This window comes from Ruegeria sp. HKCCA5763, from assembly GCF_013034545.1.
In the GTDB taxonomy this organism is placed as follows: Bacteria; Pseudomonadota; Alphaproteobacteria; order Rhodobacterales; family Rhodobacteraceae; genus Ruegeria.
The window spans coordinates 117,635-133,750 of sequence record NZ_WQGF01000004.1; the positions used below are offsets into that span (position 1 = coordinate 117,635).

The 16,116-nt window shown below is 56.0% G+C and carries 14 protein-coding genes; 11 read left to right on the forward strand and 3 right to left on the reverse strand.

Translation table 11 applies throughout. The features are described 5' to 3' along the window. The first annotated feature begins 8 nt into the window (after nucleotides 1-8). Complete coding sequence (locus GOV89_RS09050) at nucleotides 9-434, forward strand: MarR family winged helix-turn-helix transcriptional regulator (protein WP_171176414.1); 426 nt, start codon at nucleotides 9-11, stop codon at nucleotides 432-434. A gap of 13 nt (nucleotides 435-447) precedes the next feature. Here the strand turns inward: GOV89_RS09050 and GOV89_RS09055 are convergent, their stop codons facing one another. Next, a complete protein-coding gene (locus tag GOV89_RS09055; protein ID WP_171176424.1) occupies nucleotides 448-1,614 on the reverse strand; it encodes an amidohydrolase family protein in 1,167 nt (388 codons plus the stop codon). Between the two features lie 219 nt (nucleotides 1,615-1,833). Continuing rightward, complete coding sequence (locus tag GOV89_RS09060; protein ID WP_171238002.1) at nucleotides 1,834-2,601, reverse strand: copper chaperone PCu(A)C; 768 nt, start codon at nucleotides 2,599-2,601, stop codon at nucleotides 1,834-1,836. Nucleotides 2,602-2,655: 54 nt separating this feature from the next. Here GOV89_RS09060 and GOV89_RS09065 point away from each other — a divergent pair, with 54 nt between their 5' ends. The 6 genes from GOV89_RS09065 (at nucleotide 2,656) to GOV89_RS09090 (ending at nucleotide 8,714) form a co-directional block, all read left to right on the forward strand. Further along, nucleotides 2,656-4,029 carry a hypothetical protein gene (locus tag GOV89_RS09065; RefSeq protein ID WP_171238003.1) on the forward strand — a complete coding sequence of 458 codons (1,374 nt, stop codon included), beginning with the start codon at nucleotides 2,656-2,658 and terminating at the stop codon, nucleotides 4,027-4,029. 87 nt (nucleotides 4,030-4,116) lie between these two features. Further along, a complete protein-coding gene (locus GOV89_RS09070) occupies nucleotides 4,117-5,409 on the forward strand; it encodes an ABC transporter substrate-binding protein (protein ID WP_171238004.1) in 1,293 nt (430 codons plus the stop codon). A 30-nt stretch (nucleotides 5,410-5,439) separates the two neighbouring features. Beyond that, nucleotides 5,440-6,366, forward strand: a complete 927-nt coding sequence (locus GOV89_RS09075; RefSeq protein WP_171176432.1) for a branched-chain amino acid ABC transporter permease — start codon at nucleotides 5,440-5,442, stop codon at nucleotides 6,364-6,366. After that, the gene (locus GOV89_RS09080; RefSeq protein ID WP_171176434.1) at nucleotides 6,366-7,307 is read left to right on the forward strand and encodes a branched-chain amino acid ABC transporter permease; all 942 of its coding nucleotides are present in this window, start codon (nucleotides 6,366-6,368) and stop codon (nucleotides 7,305-7,307) included. The genes GOV89_RS09075 and GOV89_RS09080 overlap by 1 nt, the downstream gene beginning before the upstream one ends. Next, nucleotides 7,295-8,026 carry an ABC transporter ATP-binding protein gene (locus GOV89_RS09085; protein WP_171176436.1) on the forward strand — a complete coding sequence of 244 codons (732 nt, stop codon included), beginning with the start codon at nucleotides 7,295-7,297 and terminating at the stop codon, nucleotides 8,024-8,026. The genes GOV89_RS09080 and GOV89_RS09085 overlap by 13 nt, the downstream gene beginning before the upstream one ends. Continuing rightward, entirely contained in the window at nucleotides 8,019-8,714 is a 696-nt protein-coding gene (locus GOV89_RS09090) for an ABC transporter ATP-binding protein (protein WP_171176438.1), read from the forward strand. The genes GOV89_RS09085 and GOV89_RS09090 overlap by 8 nt, the downstream gene beginning before the upstream one ends. A gap of 54 nt (nucleotides 8,715-8,768) precedes the next feature. On the opposite strand, the gene GOV89_RS09095 is transcribed toward GOV89_RS09090, so the two are convergent. Further along, nucleotides 8,769-10,775 (reverse strand): CocE/NonD family hydrolase, encoded by a 2,007-nt coding sequence (locus GOV89_RS09095; RefSeq protein WP_171176440.1) that lies wholly within the window; start codon nucleotides 10,773-10,775, stop codon nucleotides 8,769-8,771. 165 nt (nucleotides 10,776-10,940) lie between these two features. On the opposite strand from GOV89_RS09095, the gene GOV89_RS09100 reads away from it, so the two are divergent. From GOV89_RS09100 to GOV89_RS09115, 4 genes are all read left to right on the forward strand, one after another. Continuing rightward, on the forward strand, nucleotides 10,941-11,603 hold the full coding sequence (locus tag GOV89_RS09100) for a helix-turn-helix domain-containing protein (protein WP_171176442.1): 663 nt from the start codon (nucleotides 10,941-10,943) through the stop codon (nucleotides 11,601-11,603). Then, nucleotides 11,600-13,639: an NADH:flavin oxidoreductase gene (locus GOV89_RS09105; protein ID WP_171176444.1), complete on the forward strand. Its 2,040-nt coding sequence runs from the start codon at nucleotides 11,600-11,602 to the stop codon at nucleotides 13,637-13,639. Before GOV89_RS09100 ends, GOV89_RS09105 begins: the two co-directional genes overlap by 4 nt. Nucleotides 13,640-13,767: 128 nt before the next feature. Further along, on the forward strand, nucleotides 13,768-14,460 hold the full coding sequence (locus GOV89_RS09110; RefSeq protein ID WP_170572598.1) for an XRE family transcriptional regulator: 693 nt from the start codon (nucleotides 13,768-13,770) through the stop codon (nucleotides 14,458-14,460). A gap of 90 nt (nucleotides 14,461-14,550) precedes the next feature. Continuing rightward, nucleotides 14,551-16,110, forward strand: a complete 1,560-nt coding sequence (locus GOV89_RS09115; protein ID WP_171176446.1) for an ABC transporter substrate-binding protein — start codon at nucleotides 14,551-14,553, stop codon at nucleotides 16,108-16,110. The last annotated feature ends 6 nt before the right edge of the window (nucleotides 16,111-16,116 follow it).

A 16,116-nucleotide genomic window follows, 5' to 3' on the forward strand; every position in this document is an offset into this window, starting at 1 on the left:
GAGCACTTATGTCAGACAGCGTCGATCCCTACCGTCTAGAAGATCAGGTCGGATATCTTTTGCGGTTGGCCAGCCAACGCCATTCGATCATCTTTCAGAACCGTATCTCCAGAGATTTGACGCCCACTCAGTTTTCCACGCTGATCCGCGTGGCCGAGAAGAAAGAGGTTTCGCAAAATCAGCTGGGCCGACTTGCGGCAATGGATATCGCGACGATCAAAGGGGTGGTCGACCGGCTGAAGGCCAAGGGTCTGTTGCAAGCGACTGCCGATCCCGGAGACAAAAGACGCTCGATCATTTCATTGACCGATGCGGGTGCGCAATTGATAGACCAGCTTTATGCAGATGGGTTAGGGATCTCACAGGAAACTCTGGCGCCGCTCAAGAAATCTGAACAAAAAACGCTTTTGACATTGCTCAGAAAGATCACCTGACCTTCCGTCGTGCTTAGAGGATGCGTTCCGGCAGGCGTTGCGCTGGAGGTGTGTTGCGTGAACGTTCCGAGCGGATCACACCGTCGATGATCGTCATGCCGACACCGGGCAGGTTCCCTTGCGCAACGCTTTCCAGCATGGTTTTCCCCGGTGCGTGCTGGGCCTGGTCCATAAGAACAAAATCGGCGCACAGGCCTTTTTCGATCAGGCCCACATTCAGATCCCGCTGTCGTGCGGTATTGCCGTTGCCAAAGCAAAAGGCGATCTCGGCCGGGACATTTCCAAAGGCTGACAGCATCGCGATCATGCGCAGGATGCCAAGGGGCTGTACACCTGACCCTGCTGGCCCGTCAGTGCCCAGGATCACCTGATCCAGCTTGCCAAGTTCACGCGCTGTGTTCACGGTCAGCACAGCAGCGCGTTCATTACCGTTATGCACGATTTCAAAGGCTTGCTTGGTGCAGGTTTCACACAGGCAGATGATCTGGTCATCTGGCAGCGCCGAGTGACCGCCGTTGATGTGGCCGATCACATCCGTACCCGTTTCGATCACCATATCTGCGTCAATGAGACCAGACCCGGGGATGGACGGCCCCCCGGTATGGATTGTTGACTGAATGCCGTATTTGCGGGCCCATTCGACCATCTGGTTCGCGGTTTTGCCATCTTTGACCGACCCCAGGCCAACTTCGCCCAGGTATTTCACGCCAGCATTCGCCAGCTCTGCAAAATCCTCTTCGACCATACCATGTTCGATCACTGGGGCACCTGCGTGAACCTTGACGCCTGAGGGGCGAAAATTCTCGTACCAACGCTGTGCTGCAATCGACATCGCTTTGAGGCCGATCACATCTTTGGGTCGGCCGGGCATGTGGACCTCCCCGGCCGAGATCATCGTGGTCACGCCTCCATTCAGGGTGGAGTCAATCCAGTGGAGTTGCTGTTGTCGCGGGGTGTAATCGCCGACAACCGGATGCACATGACTGTCGATCAAACCGGGGGCCAGCGTCACTCCATGCGCGTCAACAACAGAGGTCGGGTCGTCTGTATCAAGGTCCTTTTCATAACCCCACGCATCGATCTTGCCGTCGATCGCAATCAAACAATCGCCGTCAAAGATTGGGTCTTCCATCTTGCCGGACAGGATCATACCGATGTTCTTGATGACCAGTTTTTCCATAAGATCCTCCCGATATTCATTAGTATACGAATATAGGATGTAAGCGCGCGTCAAGAAAATTCTGGAACGAGCCTTAAACATCGCAAAGCAATTGGCAGAGCGGTGTATCGAAACTCAGTCATTAGTATGCGAATAATAAGCCGACCAGTCTGAAGTGCATCTGAAAAAAACGGAGCGCTGTGTGTCGATCAGGGACAGCCCCTATCTCATACCAAGTTCTTAAAGGCCGAAGCTGTAGGTCAGAGCAACAGGTGCTGCTTCGAAAACATAAGGGCGGTGGTCGTTGGAGTTCAGTGCGACGGTAAGAATATAGTCGCCGGGCGCAAGAGCGCCGATCTCAAAGCGCTCTTCATAAAGGCGGCCCAACTTAAAACCGTTCAGATAGATATGCGCGTGCCCCTGACCATCGACATGTGGTGCGCTATCCTCAATGAGGACAAACTCGAAATTCTCAACACTGATTTCAATGGCGAACCCGTCTGTGCTGACATCTGGATCTTGCGCCAGCTCGATGGTTGGACTGGGTGAAACAGCGATCCCGTTGGACATACTGTGATCCATTCCTCTCGCGCCACCGGTCGCTTCGGGGTGCAAGATGCGGGTGACAACTTCGGTGCCGTCATCAAATTCCAGCGCAAGCGCATGGTACGTACCTTCGGGGAACGCGCCCTCCGGGACTTGCAACATGACATGAGCGCCATCCATTGCCAGTTGCGCCGTATCACTTCCGGGCACTACAAGTGGTCCGTCACGTCCGGGATTCATTATGGATGTTTGGCCTCCGGAAGGCGACGTGACAGCTAGAAGAGTGCGAGGTTCACCATCGTTTTGCAGGTTCAGCGTAACCATGAACATCGATCCCGAGGCTCCCATCGGGATGGCCCGTCCGTCGCTGACCTTCATTGTGGTTTGCGGCGTACCAGTGAACATGTAAACGAGACCCAACGCAGCCGCGATGCCTGCCACGGCGAACCAGCGTTTTCTCATTTAATCTGCCTCCTTGAACGAAGTTGTGTGTATGCTAACAAAATGGCGCCGATTTTGAAGCCCCTTCTCGCCGCGTTTCTCATTGCAGTATCGAGCGTGGAACCGGCTTTTGCCCATGCGGCGGATCAGGGCTTTGTTCTTTTGTTGCCTACTACCGCCTACATTACCGGCGGAGCATTGACCGTAACAATCACGATCCTGCTTCTTGTTTGCCTCAGGCCCGGCCAGCTTGCAACTGTGCTCAGGCCTATTGTTCTGAACCGTGGGCGAGGAGACAGCACATGGCACCATTGGGGTCAGATTGCCGCGTCCCTGTGCCTGGCGGGGTTGATCCTGATTGGCTTGCGAGGGCCGACGGATCCACAAGCGAACCTGATGCCTTTGGTTTTGTGGACAGTATGGTGGATGCTGTTGTTTGTTGTGCAGGCGCTGGTTTTTGATGTCTGGAAATGGGTCAATCCCTGGCCGGGTTTGCATCGCCTTCTGGCCCCGGATCACAAAGCGCTTTTTAGGCTGCCCAAAGAGGTTTCGATCTGGCCGGCGGTTATTCTGATGGCGGCGTTTCAAGGATTTGTTCTGGCCGATGCGGCACCAAATGACCCCGGTCGACTTGCGCGTTTCGCGTTCGGGTATTGGATGTTCACCTTGGCGGGAATGACCCTGTTTGGGCGCAGACCTTGGCTGGAGCAAGTCGAGTGCTTTTCGGTTTTGTTCAACTTGATCGGCACTATGAGGATCGCGCGCGCCGGAGCGTTTGGTCTGCCGGGGTGGCAGGTGTTTCAAGGCAGTAGGTTCGATCTGAGCCATGCAGCTTTGGTTCTGGTAACCTTGGCAGCAGGCAGCTTTGACGGCCTGTACGAGACCTTTTGGTGGTTGGCGCAGATTGGGGTCAACCCGTTGGAGTACCCGGGCCGGACGGCATTGATCTGGCCGACAACGGTGGGCCTTTATGGCAGCGTCCTGCTGCTGAGTTGCGTGTTTGGATTTGCCGTGTTTTCAGGAACCGTACTGGTGCGCGAGAAAATACCCTTCAAAAACGCGTTCATTCACTTTTCCATCACTTTGCTGCCGATTGCGATTGGTTATCATTTTGCCCACTACTTCGTGACGTTCCTTGTGCAAATACAGGTTGTGATCGCAACATTGGCGGACCCTTTTGCGCTTGGCTGGAACCTGTTCGGGCTTGGTAGCCGTCGGGTCATGGTTGGGTTTTTGACGGTCCCCGGCACTGTGAAGGCCATTTGGCTCACTCAGGCCGGGGTCGTGGTGATGTCCCATGTGCTGGCGGTCATACTCAGCCACCGGACGGCTGAAACCTTTTGCCACACGCGCCGGGACATACTTGTGTTGCAATTGGGCCTGTCTATCCTGATGATTTGCTATACGATTTTCGGGTTGTGGCTACTAGCAAGTCCACGCGGCGCTTAAAAAAGTAGACAACTCGTTAGCATACATACAAACTGATCACAAAAGAGGCGAAGCACCGCCCTATAAACAACAGAGGAGATGAACGTCATGACAAAGACTTCAAATATCAGTCGCCGCAAGACATTGCTGGGTCTGGGGGCCGGTGCAGGAGCTTTGGCGGCAGGCGGTGTGCTGCCCGGTTCGCTTGGTTTTGCGCAAGCGCAAAGCTCGGCTCCGATCAAGATTGGGTTCCAGAAGCACGCGACCGGCATCGGTGCGGCATATGGACGATGGTATGACGTTGCGACGACCGCCGCTGCTGCGCGCATCAACGAGATGGGTGGTATCAATGGGCGTCCTGTCGAGATCATCACCGAAGACGACGCGACCGACCCCGGTCGCGGTGCCGAAGTGTTAGAAAAATTCGCCAACCAGCACGAAGTTGACGTTGCCTTCGGCACTCTGTTCAGCCACGTCGTGATCGGGTCTGCACCCCGCGCGGGCGAGTTGAAACTGCCCTATTTTGTTGTCTCCGAAGGTCACCACGTGGCCAGCGGCATGCTAAACCGGTATACGCTGCAACCCGGTATTACAGATGTAAAAAGCCAGGTCATTTCGATGGCGCCTTTTGTGGCTGACAATCTGGGCAAGAAGGTCACGATGATTTATCCTGACTTTGCTTTTGGCCACGATCACCGCGACTTTTTCTCGGAAGCGATCGAAGCGCAGGGTGGTGAGGTTGTTGCGAAGATTGCGATCCCACCCACCGAGACGACCTTCACGCGTTACTTTCCAAACATCCCTCGCGAGACCGAGGTGATTTATCACGTGATGGTAGGACCGGCCGTGCTGACCTTCGTCAAGGAAATGGGCGAGTTCTTTGGGCCCAGCCGACCCGAGATTTTTGGGTTTATCGACAGTCTTGAAGCGGTTGATATCCAAAGCCCGGGTTTGGAGTTCCTTGAAGGTACATATTTCTGGGAAGGTATGCCTCGTTACAAGCAGGCCAACGAATCCGAGGCGGCCTCGGCTTATCGTGCCGCCGTTGGTGTCAATGACAGTGGTGCAGCAATAGATGACCCTTCTAACGTCGCCACTTACGCCCATATGTTCGGGTGTTGGGAAACGCTGCATGTCATCAAAGCCGGTATGGAAGCGGCGGATTATCAGGGCCCTGCAGATCGCGCCAAACTGATCGAAGCGGTCGAGGCAATGAGCGACATGCCTGAATCCATCGAACACCCGCAGGGCGATAAAGTCTTCAACGGCAAGACACATCAGGCCTTTGGCAAACAGTTTATCTCAAAGGTCGGTGACGGCCGGCTGGATGTGGTGCATACGGCGTCGATCGAGGACGGGTTGTATGAGGATGAGGTGGATTACACCACGCGATCCTTCTGATCCCATCAACAGGCAAAAGCGAGGCAGGGTATGGACTTCGGCCCTCACCTGATGCTCGCCTCCATCGAGGGGGCGGTCATCTCGGCTATTCTTGTGCTGACGGCGATGGGGCTCAGCATCGTGTTTGGCGTCATGCGCGTTGTAAACGTCGCCCATGGCGAATTCTTCATGTTGGGTGCGGTTTTCGCCTGGGCAGTCAGCACGATGATCGGTGGACATGCGGCTTTTGGCTTCGTGGCTGCTTTGCTTATCGTGCCGGTACTGGTCGGATGTATTGCATCGGGGGTGGATCAGTTGATCCTCAAACGGATCGACTATGACGTGGATCGGACCATCGTGGCCACGATCGGCATTTTGTACATCGTGCAACAATCGACGCTGATGCTGTACGGTCCAGAGGCGCGGCCGGTTGAGCCGCCCTTCAATACCCGCCTGGCTCTTCCGTGGTTCGAGTTTGGCGCGGACGGGTTCCAGATGATCTGGCCCTGGGGGCTGAGCGTTACGACATACAAGTTGTTCGTGATATTTGCCGCAATTTCGGTGCTGGGGGTGCTTTGGTTCGTACTGACGCGCACCAAGATCGGATTGATCATGCGCGCAACCCAGCAGGACCGCGGAATGGCGCAGGCCTTTGGAGTGCCTGTCAATCGCGTTTACTCCTGGGTCTTTGGATTGGGAGCAGGGCTTGCCGCGCTGGGCGCGGTGCTGGTCGTTCCAATCCAACAGGCCCACTATTTAATGGGCGGAGATCCGTTGTTGTTGGCGTTTATCGTGGTGATCATCGGCGGTCTTGGCAGTTTGCCCGGCACGGTGATTGCAGCTGTTCTGATCGGAATGAGTGACGGCATCATCTCGGTCTTTTTCTCGCCGACCCTGGCTAAAATCATCGCAACTTTCCTTGTGGCAATGGTGCTTGTATTCAGGCCGCAGGGCCTGATGGGGCGGGTGGCGGCCTGATGGTGGTGTTCAGATCAGCCGCTTTGCATTCTTGCGTTTTGCTTGCGCTTGTGGCGCTTTTCTTCGTGCTTCCCGCCTATCACGTGGGTGCATTCTCGCGGATCATGGTGCTGGCGATTTATGCCATCGGATACAACCTGCTTTTTGGCTATACCGGCCTGCTGAGCCTTGGCCACGCCATGTTTTTTGCCGCCGGAATGTACGGCTTTGGGCTGAGCATGAATTTTGGCGGTTTGACTGTTCTGCCCGCCTTTGCTGTCGGAGTTACCGCCGCAGGGCTGTTGTCCGTCGCTGTTGGCTTTTTGGCGTTGCGCACCATTGGTGTGGCGTTCATGATCGTGACGCTGATGTTTGCTCAAACCTTCTATCTCGTGATCCTTTATTTTGGAGAATATACTCGCGGCGACGAGGGCTTTATCATCCAACAGGCGCAACGCAGCATCGCTGGAATTGACCTGACCACGGAAACGGCGCGCTATTTCACGGCATTTATCCTGTTCGCGATCTGTTTTCTCGCCATGGCGCGTTTGGTGCAAAGCCCTTTTGGCAAGCGCCTCGTCGCCATTCGGGAAAATGAGGAACGTGCCCGGATGCTGGGCTATGACGTGGGGCGGCTGAAGCTTGCCGCGCTGGTTGTATCGGGATTGTTCTCGGGCGTGGCAGGCGCTGCCTATGCGATGCTGTTCGGCTATGTCGGGGCCAGCTTTGCAGCGGTCCATTACTCGATCTTTCCGCTGCTTTGGGTCCTGCTTGGTGGCGCTGGAACTACGGTCGGCCCTCTTATCGGGGTGATCTTCATGTTCTACCTGATCGATGTCTCTAGCAGCTTTACCAATGCCTATATGCTGGTTGCCGGCATTGCTTTGGTTCTTCTTACCCTGTTCGCCCCGCAAGGCATTGCGGGCACATTGCGCAAGAGAGCTGTGTCATGGCTGCCGTAAGTATCCTCGAAACCAAAGGCCTGACAAAGATTTATGGCGGGCTTCAGGCCAACACCGACATAGATTTTTCCCTGCGGCGGAATGCGATAACTGCGTTGATCGGTCCCAACGGGGCTGGCAAATCGACCTTCGTTGGTATGGTCAGCGGGCGCACGAAACCGACAAGTGGCAGCGTTTATTTTGAGGGCCAGGACATCAGCCGTTTGCCTGCACATAAACGTATACAACTGGGCATGGCTTACACGTTTCAGATTACATCGATCTTTCCCGGGCTGACGGTCGAAGACAACGTCGCCCTAGCGGCAGGCCGGAAGCTGGCACACGACAAGACGGCCCATGCTCAAAAGACCGCCGCCGTTCTGGACAAGATTGGATTGGGGGACCGGGCTGATCAGGTTGCCTCGGATCTCAGCTATGGCCATCAACGGGTGCTGGAAATTGCTATGGGTCTGGCGCAAGACCCAAAGCTGTTCATCCTTGACGAACCGACACAGGGTTTGGCCGAAGGCGAAGTGGATGCATTTGTGACGCTGATGCGGACAATGGCCAAAGAGACAACAATCCTACTGATCGAACACAATATGCGTGTAGTCACCGAGACCGCCGACCATGTAGCTGTGCTGGATCAAGGTCGCCTTTTAGCCTCGGGAACTGTTGACGAAATCCACGCGAATGCGGCGGTGCAAGCCGCATATCTCGGGACAACTGCCAATGCTTGAGGTCACTGATATTCACACCGGCTATGGTCAGGTAAAAGTTCTTTTCGGTGTGTCTTTGTCGGTCAAGGCCGGGGAAATACACTGTCTCATGGGCCGCAACGGGGCCGGGAAAACGACTCTGCTCAAGGCCATTATGGGCCAACTACCCTTGAACCAAGGTGAAGTCACGCTGGATGGGGAACGTCTCAGTGGCTTGCCGGCGCACCTCGTGCCCAAACGCGGCATAGGCTACATCCCGCAGGGTCGGCGGCTTTTCCCTGAGCTGACTGTTTCAGAGAACATCGAAATGGGTCTGATGGCACGCGGCGAAGGCGCGAACACTCGAGACTGGGTTCTGGAACTTTTCCCTCGGCTGAAAGAGCGCCTGGACCAAGTCGCTACCACGCTTTCGGGGGGCGAACAGCAAATGCTGGCAACAGCCCGCGCGCTGTGCCTGCGCCCTAAAGTCCTGCTACTGGATGAACCGACCGAAGGTCTGCAACCTTCGATAATCGAACAGATCCGACAAGTGGTCGTCAAAATGAAGGCGCAAGGCTATGCCATCATTCTGGTAGAGCAGCGGATTGATGCGGTTTTGTCGATAGCAGACCGTATCACGTTCATTGAAAACGGTCAGGATCGCGAAACCGTTGCACCTGCGAATGTCGCTCAGGATGGAACGATCCTCACCAAGTACCTTGGTGTTTGAATGATGGTGACCGCTAGTGCTTGATCCGTGCTTCACGCGGACAAAAGTGTTTGCTCAACTGTCATCGTCTCGTTCTGGAATGCCCCCCTTGGCAGGGTGGCGAATAGTCCAGGTCCGTGCCGCGAATGGAGCGCCATTCCAAGTTGCCGTAAGGTTGGCATGAACAGTAGTAACGCCACGTGATGCGCTTGCAAGAAGGGACACGCGAACATCGGCAGTTCCGTCCGTGCGCTCAAACACCATCCGATGATCGACTTGGGTTCGCTGGTGTTCGTGCGAATCCAGCGACGTTGTGTGGGACATGCGCGTCTCATACCCAAATGTTGTCCCGATGTCTGGATAGAAAACCAGCATCATCGGCTGATGCCATCCAATCTCGTGACTGCCGGCTATTTGTTTATTCCAACGCACCAGATTGTTTGACGTAACAACCTTGTGCGAAGGCTTTTTTGGCAGCGGTTCAGGCGGCGGCAATTGCGCTGACAAGTCCATGGTGGCACCATTAAAAACAGGCAATTTCAGCGCACCATCTTGTATTACAATATCTTGCGGTGGTGCGTGCAAATGTAAATGCGGCCACAGGCCCGAAGATAAGGCAAGCCGCAGACGGTGCCCTTTTCGAACGCGATAAGCTGTCGTGTGCAGGCGCATCGAAAAATCCACCCGGCCCGTTTGATCGGGATGCGATCGACTGTCCAGGTTTTCATCAAGGGCCAGATTGCGCACGCCATAACTGATCCGTGCCACCTCATCGCTTGCGTTGACGTCGCTTAGCCGGGCTGCGACAACCGCAGGATAGCCCTTTACGTCAACTGAAAGGGTCAAGTCCACTGCGCCGCACAGCACAAGATCTTCGGACAGCGGGGCTGTTTCAAAAACCAAAGACCGTGCGTCGTCGTCGGACTGGTCCAGAGGCAAACCACCTGCGCGTCCGAAATAGCCCGTGTCCCCGGACATCTGCCCAACGTTTCGCGAGTTTGGTAGCACCCAAGGCTCGTGACCTGCAGACGACTCGAGGCTGGTCAAAGAGACTGTCTGAGGGTCAACATGCTCGATCGTCGGGCCGCTTTCGATCCAGTTGCCTTGCCGTTCAACCAGCGTATCGCCCGGCGTATCGAATTCGCGCAGCCAGACTCGCAACCGCGGCCAATCCGGTGTTTTCGGAGTGTCTGGTTTCAGCCAATGATCCCACCAATCCAGTGCCAAACGCTGAAACCCAATCGCCGGTCCCGGTGCGCCGTGATCGGGATAGTGGTGCCCCCAAGGGCCCACCACCCCCCACACCAGGTCAGGGCGCGCATCGACCATTGTCATGACAGAGTTTGAATACCGATCGCTCCAACCCCCTACGGACAGGATCGGTACGGAAAACGCATCTGTCTCGTGAATTACAGACCCATGTCGCCAGTATGCACCGCGTGCGTCCTCGCGTAGCCAGTTTTCCAAAGGAAAGGAGAGGTTTTCAATGCGCTCTTGCCACAAGGTTTTCCAGCCTGCCCCAACGTTTTGTGTCGGAGGTGAGGCCAGAATGGATGGCAAGGTTGCACCCCATTCGAACGTATCCGTTAAAACGCATCCACCCATATAGTGGATGTCGTCCTCGAACCGGTCATGTGTGGCGCAAACAGCGATTGTCGCCTTCAAAGCGTCTGGCGCATTTGCGCTGGCCTGCAGCGAGGCCGTGCCACCCCACGACGTACCAAACATCCCGACGCGGCCGTTGCACCAGGGCTGCGCGGCCAGCCAATCGATGACCTGTCGCGCGTCATCCAGTTCTTCTGGCGCGTACATATCCGACATATGTCCTTCGCTGTCGCCAGACCCACGCATGTCCACCCGAATGCATGCATACCCATGGGCAGCAAAAAAAGGGTGGTTCCGTTCATCGCGCGCGCGCACCATGTCTGTCTTGCGATAGGGGATGTATTCTAAGATGGCGGGGACAGGCCTTTGCGTCACAGGGCGCCACAACCGGGCGGCCAGTCGCACTCCATCCGGCATTCTGATCCACAGATGGTCCGTCTCTGTAACGTCAAAAGGATGTTCGGTTTGGTCCGCCATAGTGATCCGCCACATGCGTTTTGTGTTCGAGCCAGTTCTGCAAATCCCAAGAATATTTGCAATACAGTACATTCATTCATTTGAAAATAGAATTTGACTTTAAAATTCCAGTCTGATTTCAATTTTGGAGAAAATAGATCGCTTGACCTAAATCCGGAGAGCCAAATGCCATCTGACAATGTCGTCGCTTTGCCATCTGCAATTTCTTCGCTGGGCAGTGAGGTTCGACAGTTGCGCAAGGCTCGCCAACTCACTCTCAAACAGTTGAGCGAAGAGGCGGGTATTTCGCTCAGCCATGTGTCGGCGATTGAACGCGGTGTATCCAAACCTTCGGTTGACGTCCTGCAAGACATTGCGAGCGCCTTAGGCGTCACGCCTGACTGGTTTTTTGCCCGACGCGCCGGTGCTGGACCGATGGAGCAAGCGTTTGTTGTGCGTGCTCAGAACCGCCGTGCCCTTAATACACTTTACGGTCAGGATGCGGCAGAGCTTGGCTATACCGACCAATTGTTGTCCAGCTCGATTGGTGGGCAGTTTTACATGGGTATGGCGGTCTATGCGCCGCATTCAGAACGCCCCGAGGATCCTTTGCAGGAACACGAAGGTGAAGAACACGGGTTGGTTCTTGAGGGCGAGTTGGAAATGCGGATCGGTGATGAATTCATTACTCTGCGCGCCGGGGACAGCTACAGTTTTGACGCACGTATTCCGCACCATGCCCGCAATCGAACAGACCGGGTCTGCCGCCTGATCTGGGCAGTCTCACCAGTGGTCATTCCAAAGGATGTCGCGGTGACCAATGCTGCGGAACAGGAGACGCGGCAATGACCCGCGATGTTCTGTTACAGCCCTACCAATTGAAGCACCTGACCTTGAAAAACAGGATCATGACTACCAGTCATGAGCCAGCATATCCCGAAGATGGAATGCCCAAGGAACGTTACCGCGCCTATCACGAAATGCGTGCGAAAGCGGGTGTTGCCATGACGATGACCGCAGGTTCTGCCACTGTCAGCCGGGACAGCCCGCCAGTCTTCAACAACATCCTTGCCTACAAGGACGAGGTCGTGCGCTGGATGGGTGAACTGACCGACGCCTGCCATGTCCATGGCTGTGCCGTGATGATCCAGCTGACCCATCTGGGGCGGCGCACCGGTTGGAACAAGGGCGATTGGCTGCCGTCTCTGTCGCCGTCGCATTATCGTGAACCTGCGCATCGGGCCTTTCCGAAAAAGATGGAAGACTTCGACATTGAGCGGATTGTGACCGATTATGCCGACGCCGCCGAACGGATGCAGGCTGCTGGGTTGGACGGGATCGAGTTGCAGGCCTACGGGCACCTGCTGGATCAGTTCTGGTCGCCGCTGACCAACACGATGGAGGCGCCGTTTGGGGGCAATCTCGACAATCGATTGCGCTTTGGTTTCATGGTTTTGGATGCAATTCGCGACCGTGTGGGTCCAGAGTTTATCGTAGGGGTGCGCTACACCGCCGACGAGGTCCAAAAGGGCGGCATTACTCAGGAGGAGGGGTTGGAAATCGCGCGCAGGCTGCGCGATAGCGGTCAGGTTGACTTTCTGAACGTTATTCGCGGGCGCATTCATACCGACCCCGCCATGACGGATGTGATCCCCGTGCAGGGCATGAAAAGTGCGCCACATCTGGATTTTGCCGGGCGCGTGCGAGCCGAGATTGGAATGCCAACTTTTCATGCTTCGCGCATCCCAGATGTGGCGACGGCGCGCCATGCCGTGGCCTCGGGCCTATTGGATATGGTCGGGATGACCCGTGCCCACATGGCAGATCCGTTGATTGTGTCCAAGATACAAGCCGGGCAGGAGGATGACATCCGACCTTGCGTAGGGGCGACCTATTGCTTGGATCGCATCTATCAGGCTGGTGAAGCATTATGTATTCACAACCCGGCAACCGGGCGCGAATTGACCATGCCACATATCATACCGGTGGCTGAAACACGTCGTCGCGCGGTCATTGTGGGCGCAGGTCCGGGTGGGCTTGAAGCAGCGCGCGTTGCAGCAGAGCGCGGGCATGAAGTCACCGTTCTAGAGGCCGCACCTGAACCCGGCGGACAGGTGCGCCTGACCGCGCAATCCAAACGCCGGGCCGAAATGATCGGGATCATCGACTGGCGCATGGCCCAATGTGCGGCGCGGGACGTGAAATTTCATTTTAACACCTTCGCCGATGTCGCGGACGTAACCGCGCTGTCGCCGGACATGGTTGTGATCGCAACGGGTGGTTTGCCCGAGACGACGATCCTCGATTCGGGCAATGAACTGGCGATTTCTGCTTGGGACATTCTGTCTGGCGATGTGCAGCCGGGTGAAAACGTGCTGATCTATGATGATGCGGGGGACCATCCTGCGCTGATGGCGGCCGAAGTTATCGCCGCCACCGGCGCGCGTGTCGAAATCATGACACGTGATCGCAGTTTCGCGCCGGAAGTGATGGCGATGAACCTGGTGCCGTATATGCGTGCGCTGCAAAAGACCGGCGCCGTTTTCACGGTGACACGTACACTGAACGCGATCGAGAAATCCGGCAATCAGCTATTGGCCCATGTCGGTACCGATTACTCGGACCTGAGAGAGAAACAGTATTACGATCAGATAGTTGTCAATCAGGGCACCCTACCGCTGGGCGACCTTTACTTTGATCTCAAACCGCTTTCGCGCAATAGGGGTGCCGTAGATCAAGGCGCACTTGTCTCGGGCGCAGGCCAATTGTTTCCACAGTCAAACCCCGAGGCGGAATTTGACCTCTATCGTATCGGAGACGCCGTATCGGCACGCAACATTCACGCTGCAATCTATGACGCGCTGCGGATTGGAATTCGGTGGTGACATGCGTGCAAAACCAAGTTTTGTAGACGAGTTTGAAAAGCAATAAAGGAAAAATTAGCAAAAATTCTTGCGAAAAAGAAAAGTTGTCGTAGCATTCCTGAAGCACCTAGTAACCGAAGGGAGGATTCGTGAGCCAGGGCGCATCAAGAAAATACAGCCGTACTGCGAGCGAAGAGGGCCTGGCGGCCTTTGGGGCCGAGGTACGTCAGCTGCGCAAAGCACGTCAGATGACACTGGCCGAGCTTGCGACCAGCAGCGGTGTTTCGATCAGCCATCTCAGCGCAATCGAGCGCGGAACGGTCAGCGCCTCGCTCAACAAAATCTCGCGAATTGCGGACGCTCTGGGCGTGCCAGAGGAATGGTTTTTCAATCACCGCCCCGGATCCGGCCCGTTAGAGCGCGCCTATGTTGTGCGGCAGTCCAACCGCCGCAATCTGAACCTGCTGTATGATGAGCCCATCGAGCAGTCGGGCTATGCAGATCAGTTGCTGTCCAGCTCTATCGGTGGCGGGTTCTGTCTGGGCGTGTCGGACTATCGCCCCTATTCCGAGCAGGTTGTTGACCAGTACTTCTCGCGCGATGGCGAGATGCACGGGGTCATTCTGGATGGTGAATTGGAATTGGTGATGGAAGATGAAACCGTCACCTTGCGCACGGGTGACAGCTTTAGCTTTCCCGGTGAAATCCTGCACGTCCTGCGCAACGTAACTGACCAACCTGCGCGTATGATCTGGGTGAACTCACCCGTGATCATTCCAAGATTCTCAGCGCTTGGCGCTGACGAGCAACTGCCACAGTCACACAAGAAAAAGAACGGATAACGCCTGCTGGCACCTGAAGTCGCGGGCTCTGCCCGCAAGCAACCACGCCGGACAGATGCCCGGATACGAAGACAAACAGGGAGTAAGCAAATGAGTTCGATTTTCAAAGGGGACGTTTCCCGACGCTCCGTTTTGGCCGGAGCTGGCGCATTGGGCGCAGCCAGCCTTGCCTTTCCGCATATGGCCGTCAGCGCCGATGGGACGGTTCTGACCATCCGGTCTTATAGTGACCTGCAAGTGTTGGACCCCGCATTTTGGCTGGCGCTGCCCGAAGCCGATATCATGCGGTCGATCTATGCCCCACTGGTGTCGAACCAGCAAGGCGACGATTGGAACTGGCGCCCCGTTGCGGTCGAAAGCATCGAACAGCTGGACGACCTGACCATCGCCTTCAAGCTGCGCGACAATATCGGCTTTACGGACGGCTTTGGCCAAATGACGGCTGACGACGTGAAGTTCTCGATCGAGCGGATTGCTGATCCAGCCAATGAAAGTCCATACGCTGGCGACTGGAGCGCGCTGAAAGAGGTTGAGGTCAAGGACAACCTCTCAGGCCTGATCCATCTGAAAAACAAATTCGTTCCGCTTTGGACGACAACCTTGCCAACACCTGCGTCCTGCATCGTGTCGCGCAAGGCTGTCGGGGAAATCGGCGGCAAGATCGGGTCTGAGCCGGTGGCGCAATCCGGCCAGTATATTCTGACCGAATGGGTGCCCAAACAGAAAACCGTTCTGAAACGCAACCCGGACTGGGCGTATGAGCCGGGCGGATACGAGGAAATTCACATCCTGCCGATCGAAGACCCCTCGACCGCCGAGCTGGGTTTCGAAGCTGGTGATCTGGATTACACTTGGACTTCGGTTTCCTCGCTGCCGCGGCTCAAGGAAAACCCACCTGCGGGGTCGGTCGTCGAAGAAAAACCCTCGTTGGCCTATGTCTGGCTGGGCATGAATCAGGACAACGAAGCGTTGAAAGACGTTCGTATCCGCCGGGCTATCCAGCACGCGATTGACCGGCAAACGGTTGTCGATGCGGCCTATTTCGGCGCTGCCGCCGTGGGCAACGGCATTATCGCACCGGGTTTGCCGGGCAGCCGCGACAGTGTCACCTATGACTATGACCCGAACAAGGCGCGCGAGTTGCTGGCCGAGGCAGGCGCCGAGGGCATGACCGTTACCCTGGACATCCTGAACCAGTCGGAACGTCTGACGGCAGCGCAGGTCATTCAGGCCAATCTGGCCGATGTTGGGATCACCTGCGAGATCAAACAGAATGACAGCGGTACGTTCTGGACGCTGGGGTCCAAGGATGGCGATTACTTCATGAACCTGCAGCTGGTGCTCAGCCGGTTCTCGATGAACCCTGACCCAAGCTGGGCGACCGTCTGGTTCACGCCGGAACAAGTCGGCGTCTGGAACTGGGAACGGTTCAACAACGAGGAATACAAAGCGCTGCACGAAGAAGGTCTGGTCGAAAGCGATGCGGCCAAGCGTGATGAGATCTACAAGAAGATGCAGGGTCTCATGGATGAAAGCGGCTGCTACGTCTTCCTGACGCATGAGGTAGTTGGCCTGATCCACAAGGATACGGTCGATCCGGGCCTCAAGCCGAATGGCGAGCCGTTGTTGCCGCTGTTCAAACCCGCCTGATCCACG

What these genes read in the sequence shown, in the direction of transcription:
- GOV89_RS09090 (WP_171176438.1), top strand. Translation starts at nt 8,019, where the DNA reads ATGCTTGAGGTCACTGATATTCACACCGGCTATGGTCAGGTAAAAGTT.
- GOV89_RS09060 (WP_171238002.1), bottom strand. Translation starts at nt 2,601, where the DNA reads ATGAGAAAACGCTGGTTCGCCGTGGCAGGCATCGCGGCTGCGTTGGGT.
- GOV89_RS09050 (WP_171176414.1), top strand. Translation starts at nt 9, where the DNA reads ATGTCAGACAGCGTCGATCCCTACCGTCTAGAAGATCAGGTCGGATAT.
- GOV89_RS09070 (WP_171238004.1), top strand. Translation starts at nt 4,117, where the DNA reads ATGACAAAGACTTCAAATATCAGTCGCCGCAAGACATTGCTGGGTCTG.
- GOV89_RS09055 (WP_171176424.1), bottom strand. Translation starts at nt 1,614, where the DNA reads ATGGAAAAACTGGTCATCAAGAACATCGGTATGATCCTGTCCGGCAAG.
- GOV89_RS09100 (WP_171176442.1), top strand. Translation starts at nt 10,941, where the DNA reads ATGCCATCTGACAATGTCGTCGCTTTGCCATCTGCAATTTCTTCGCTG.
- GOV89_RS09115 (WP_171176446.1), top strand. Translation starts at nt 14,551, where the DNA reads ATGAGTTCGATTTTCAAAGGGGACGTTTCCCGACGCTCCGTTTTGGCC.
- GOV89_RS09105 (WP_171176444.1), top strand. Translation starts at nt 11,600, where the DNA reads ATGACCCGCGATGTTCTGTTACAGCCCTACCAATTGAAGCACCTGACC.
- GOV89_RS09075 (WP_171176432.1), top strand. Translation starts at nt 5,440, where the DNA reads ATGGACTTCGGCCCTCACCTGATGCTCGCCTCCATCGAGGGGGCGGTC.
- GOV89_RS09080 (WP_171176434.1), top strand. Translation starts at nt 6,366, where the DNA reads ATGGTGGTGTTCAGATCAGCCGCTTTGCATTCTTGCGTTTTGCTTGCG.
- GOV89_RS09095 (WP_171176440.1), bottom strand. Translation starts at nt 10,775, where the DNA reads ATGGCGGACCAAACCGAACATCCTTTTGACGTTACAGAGACGGACCAT.
- GOV89_RS09085 (WP_171176436.1), top strand. Translation starts at nt 7,295, where the DNA reads ATGGCTGCCGTAAGTATCCTCGAAACCAAAGGCCTGACAAAGATTTAT.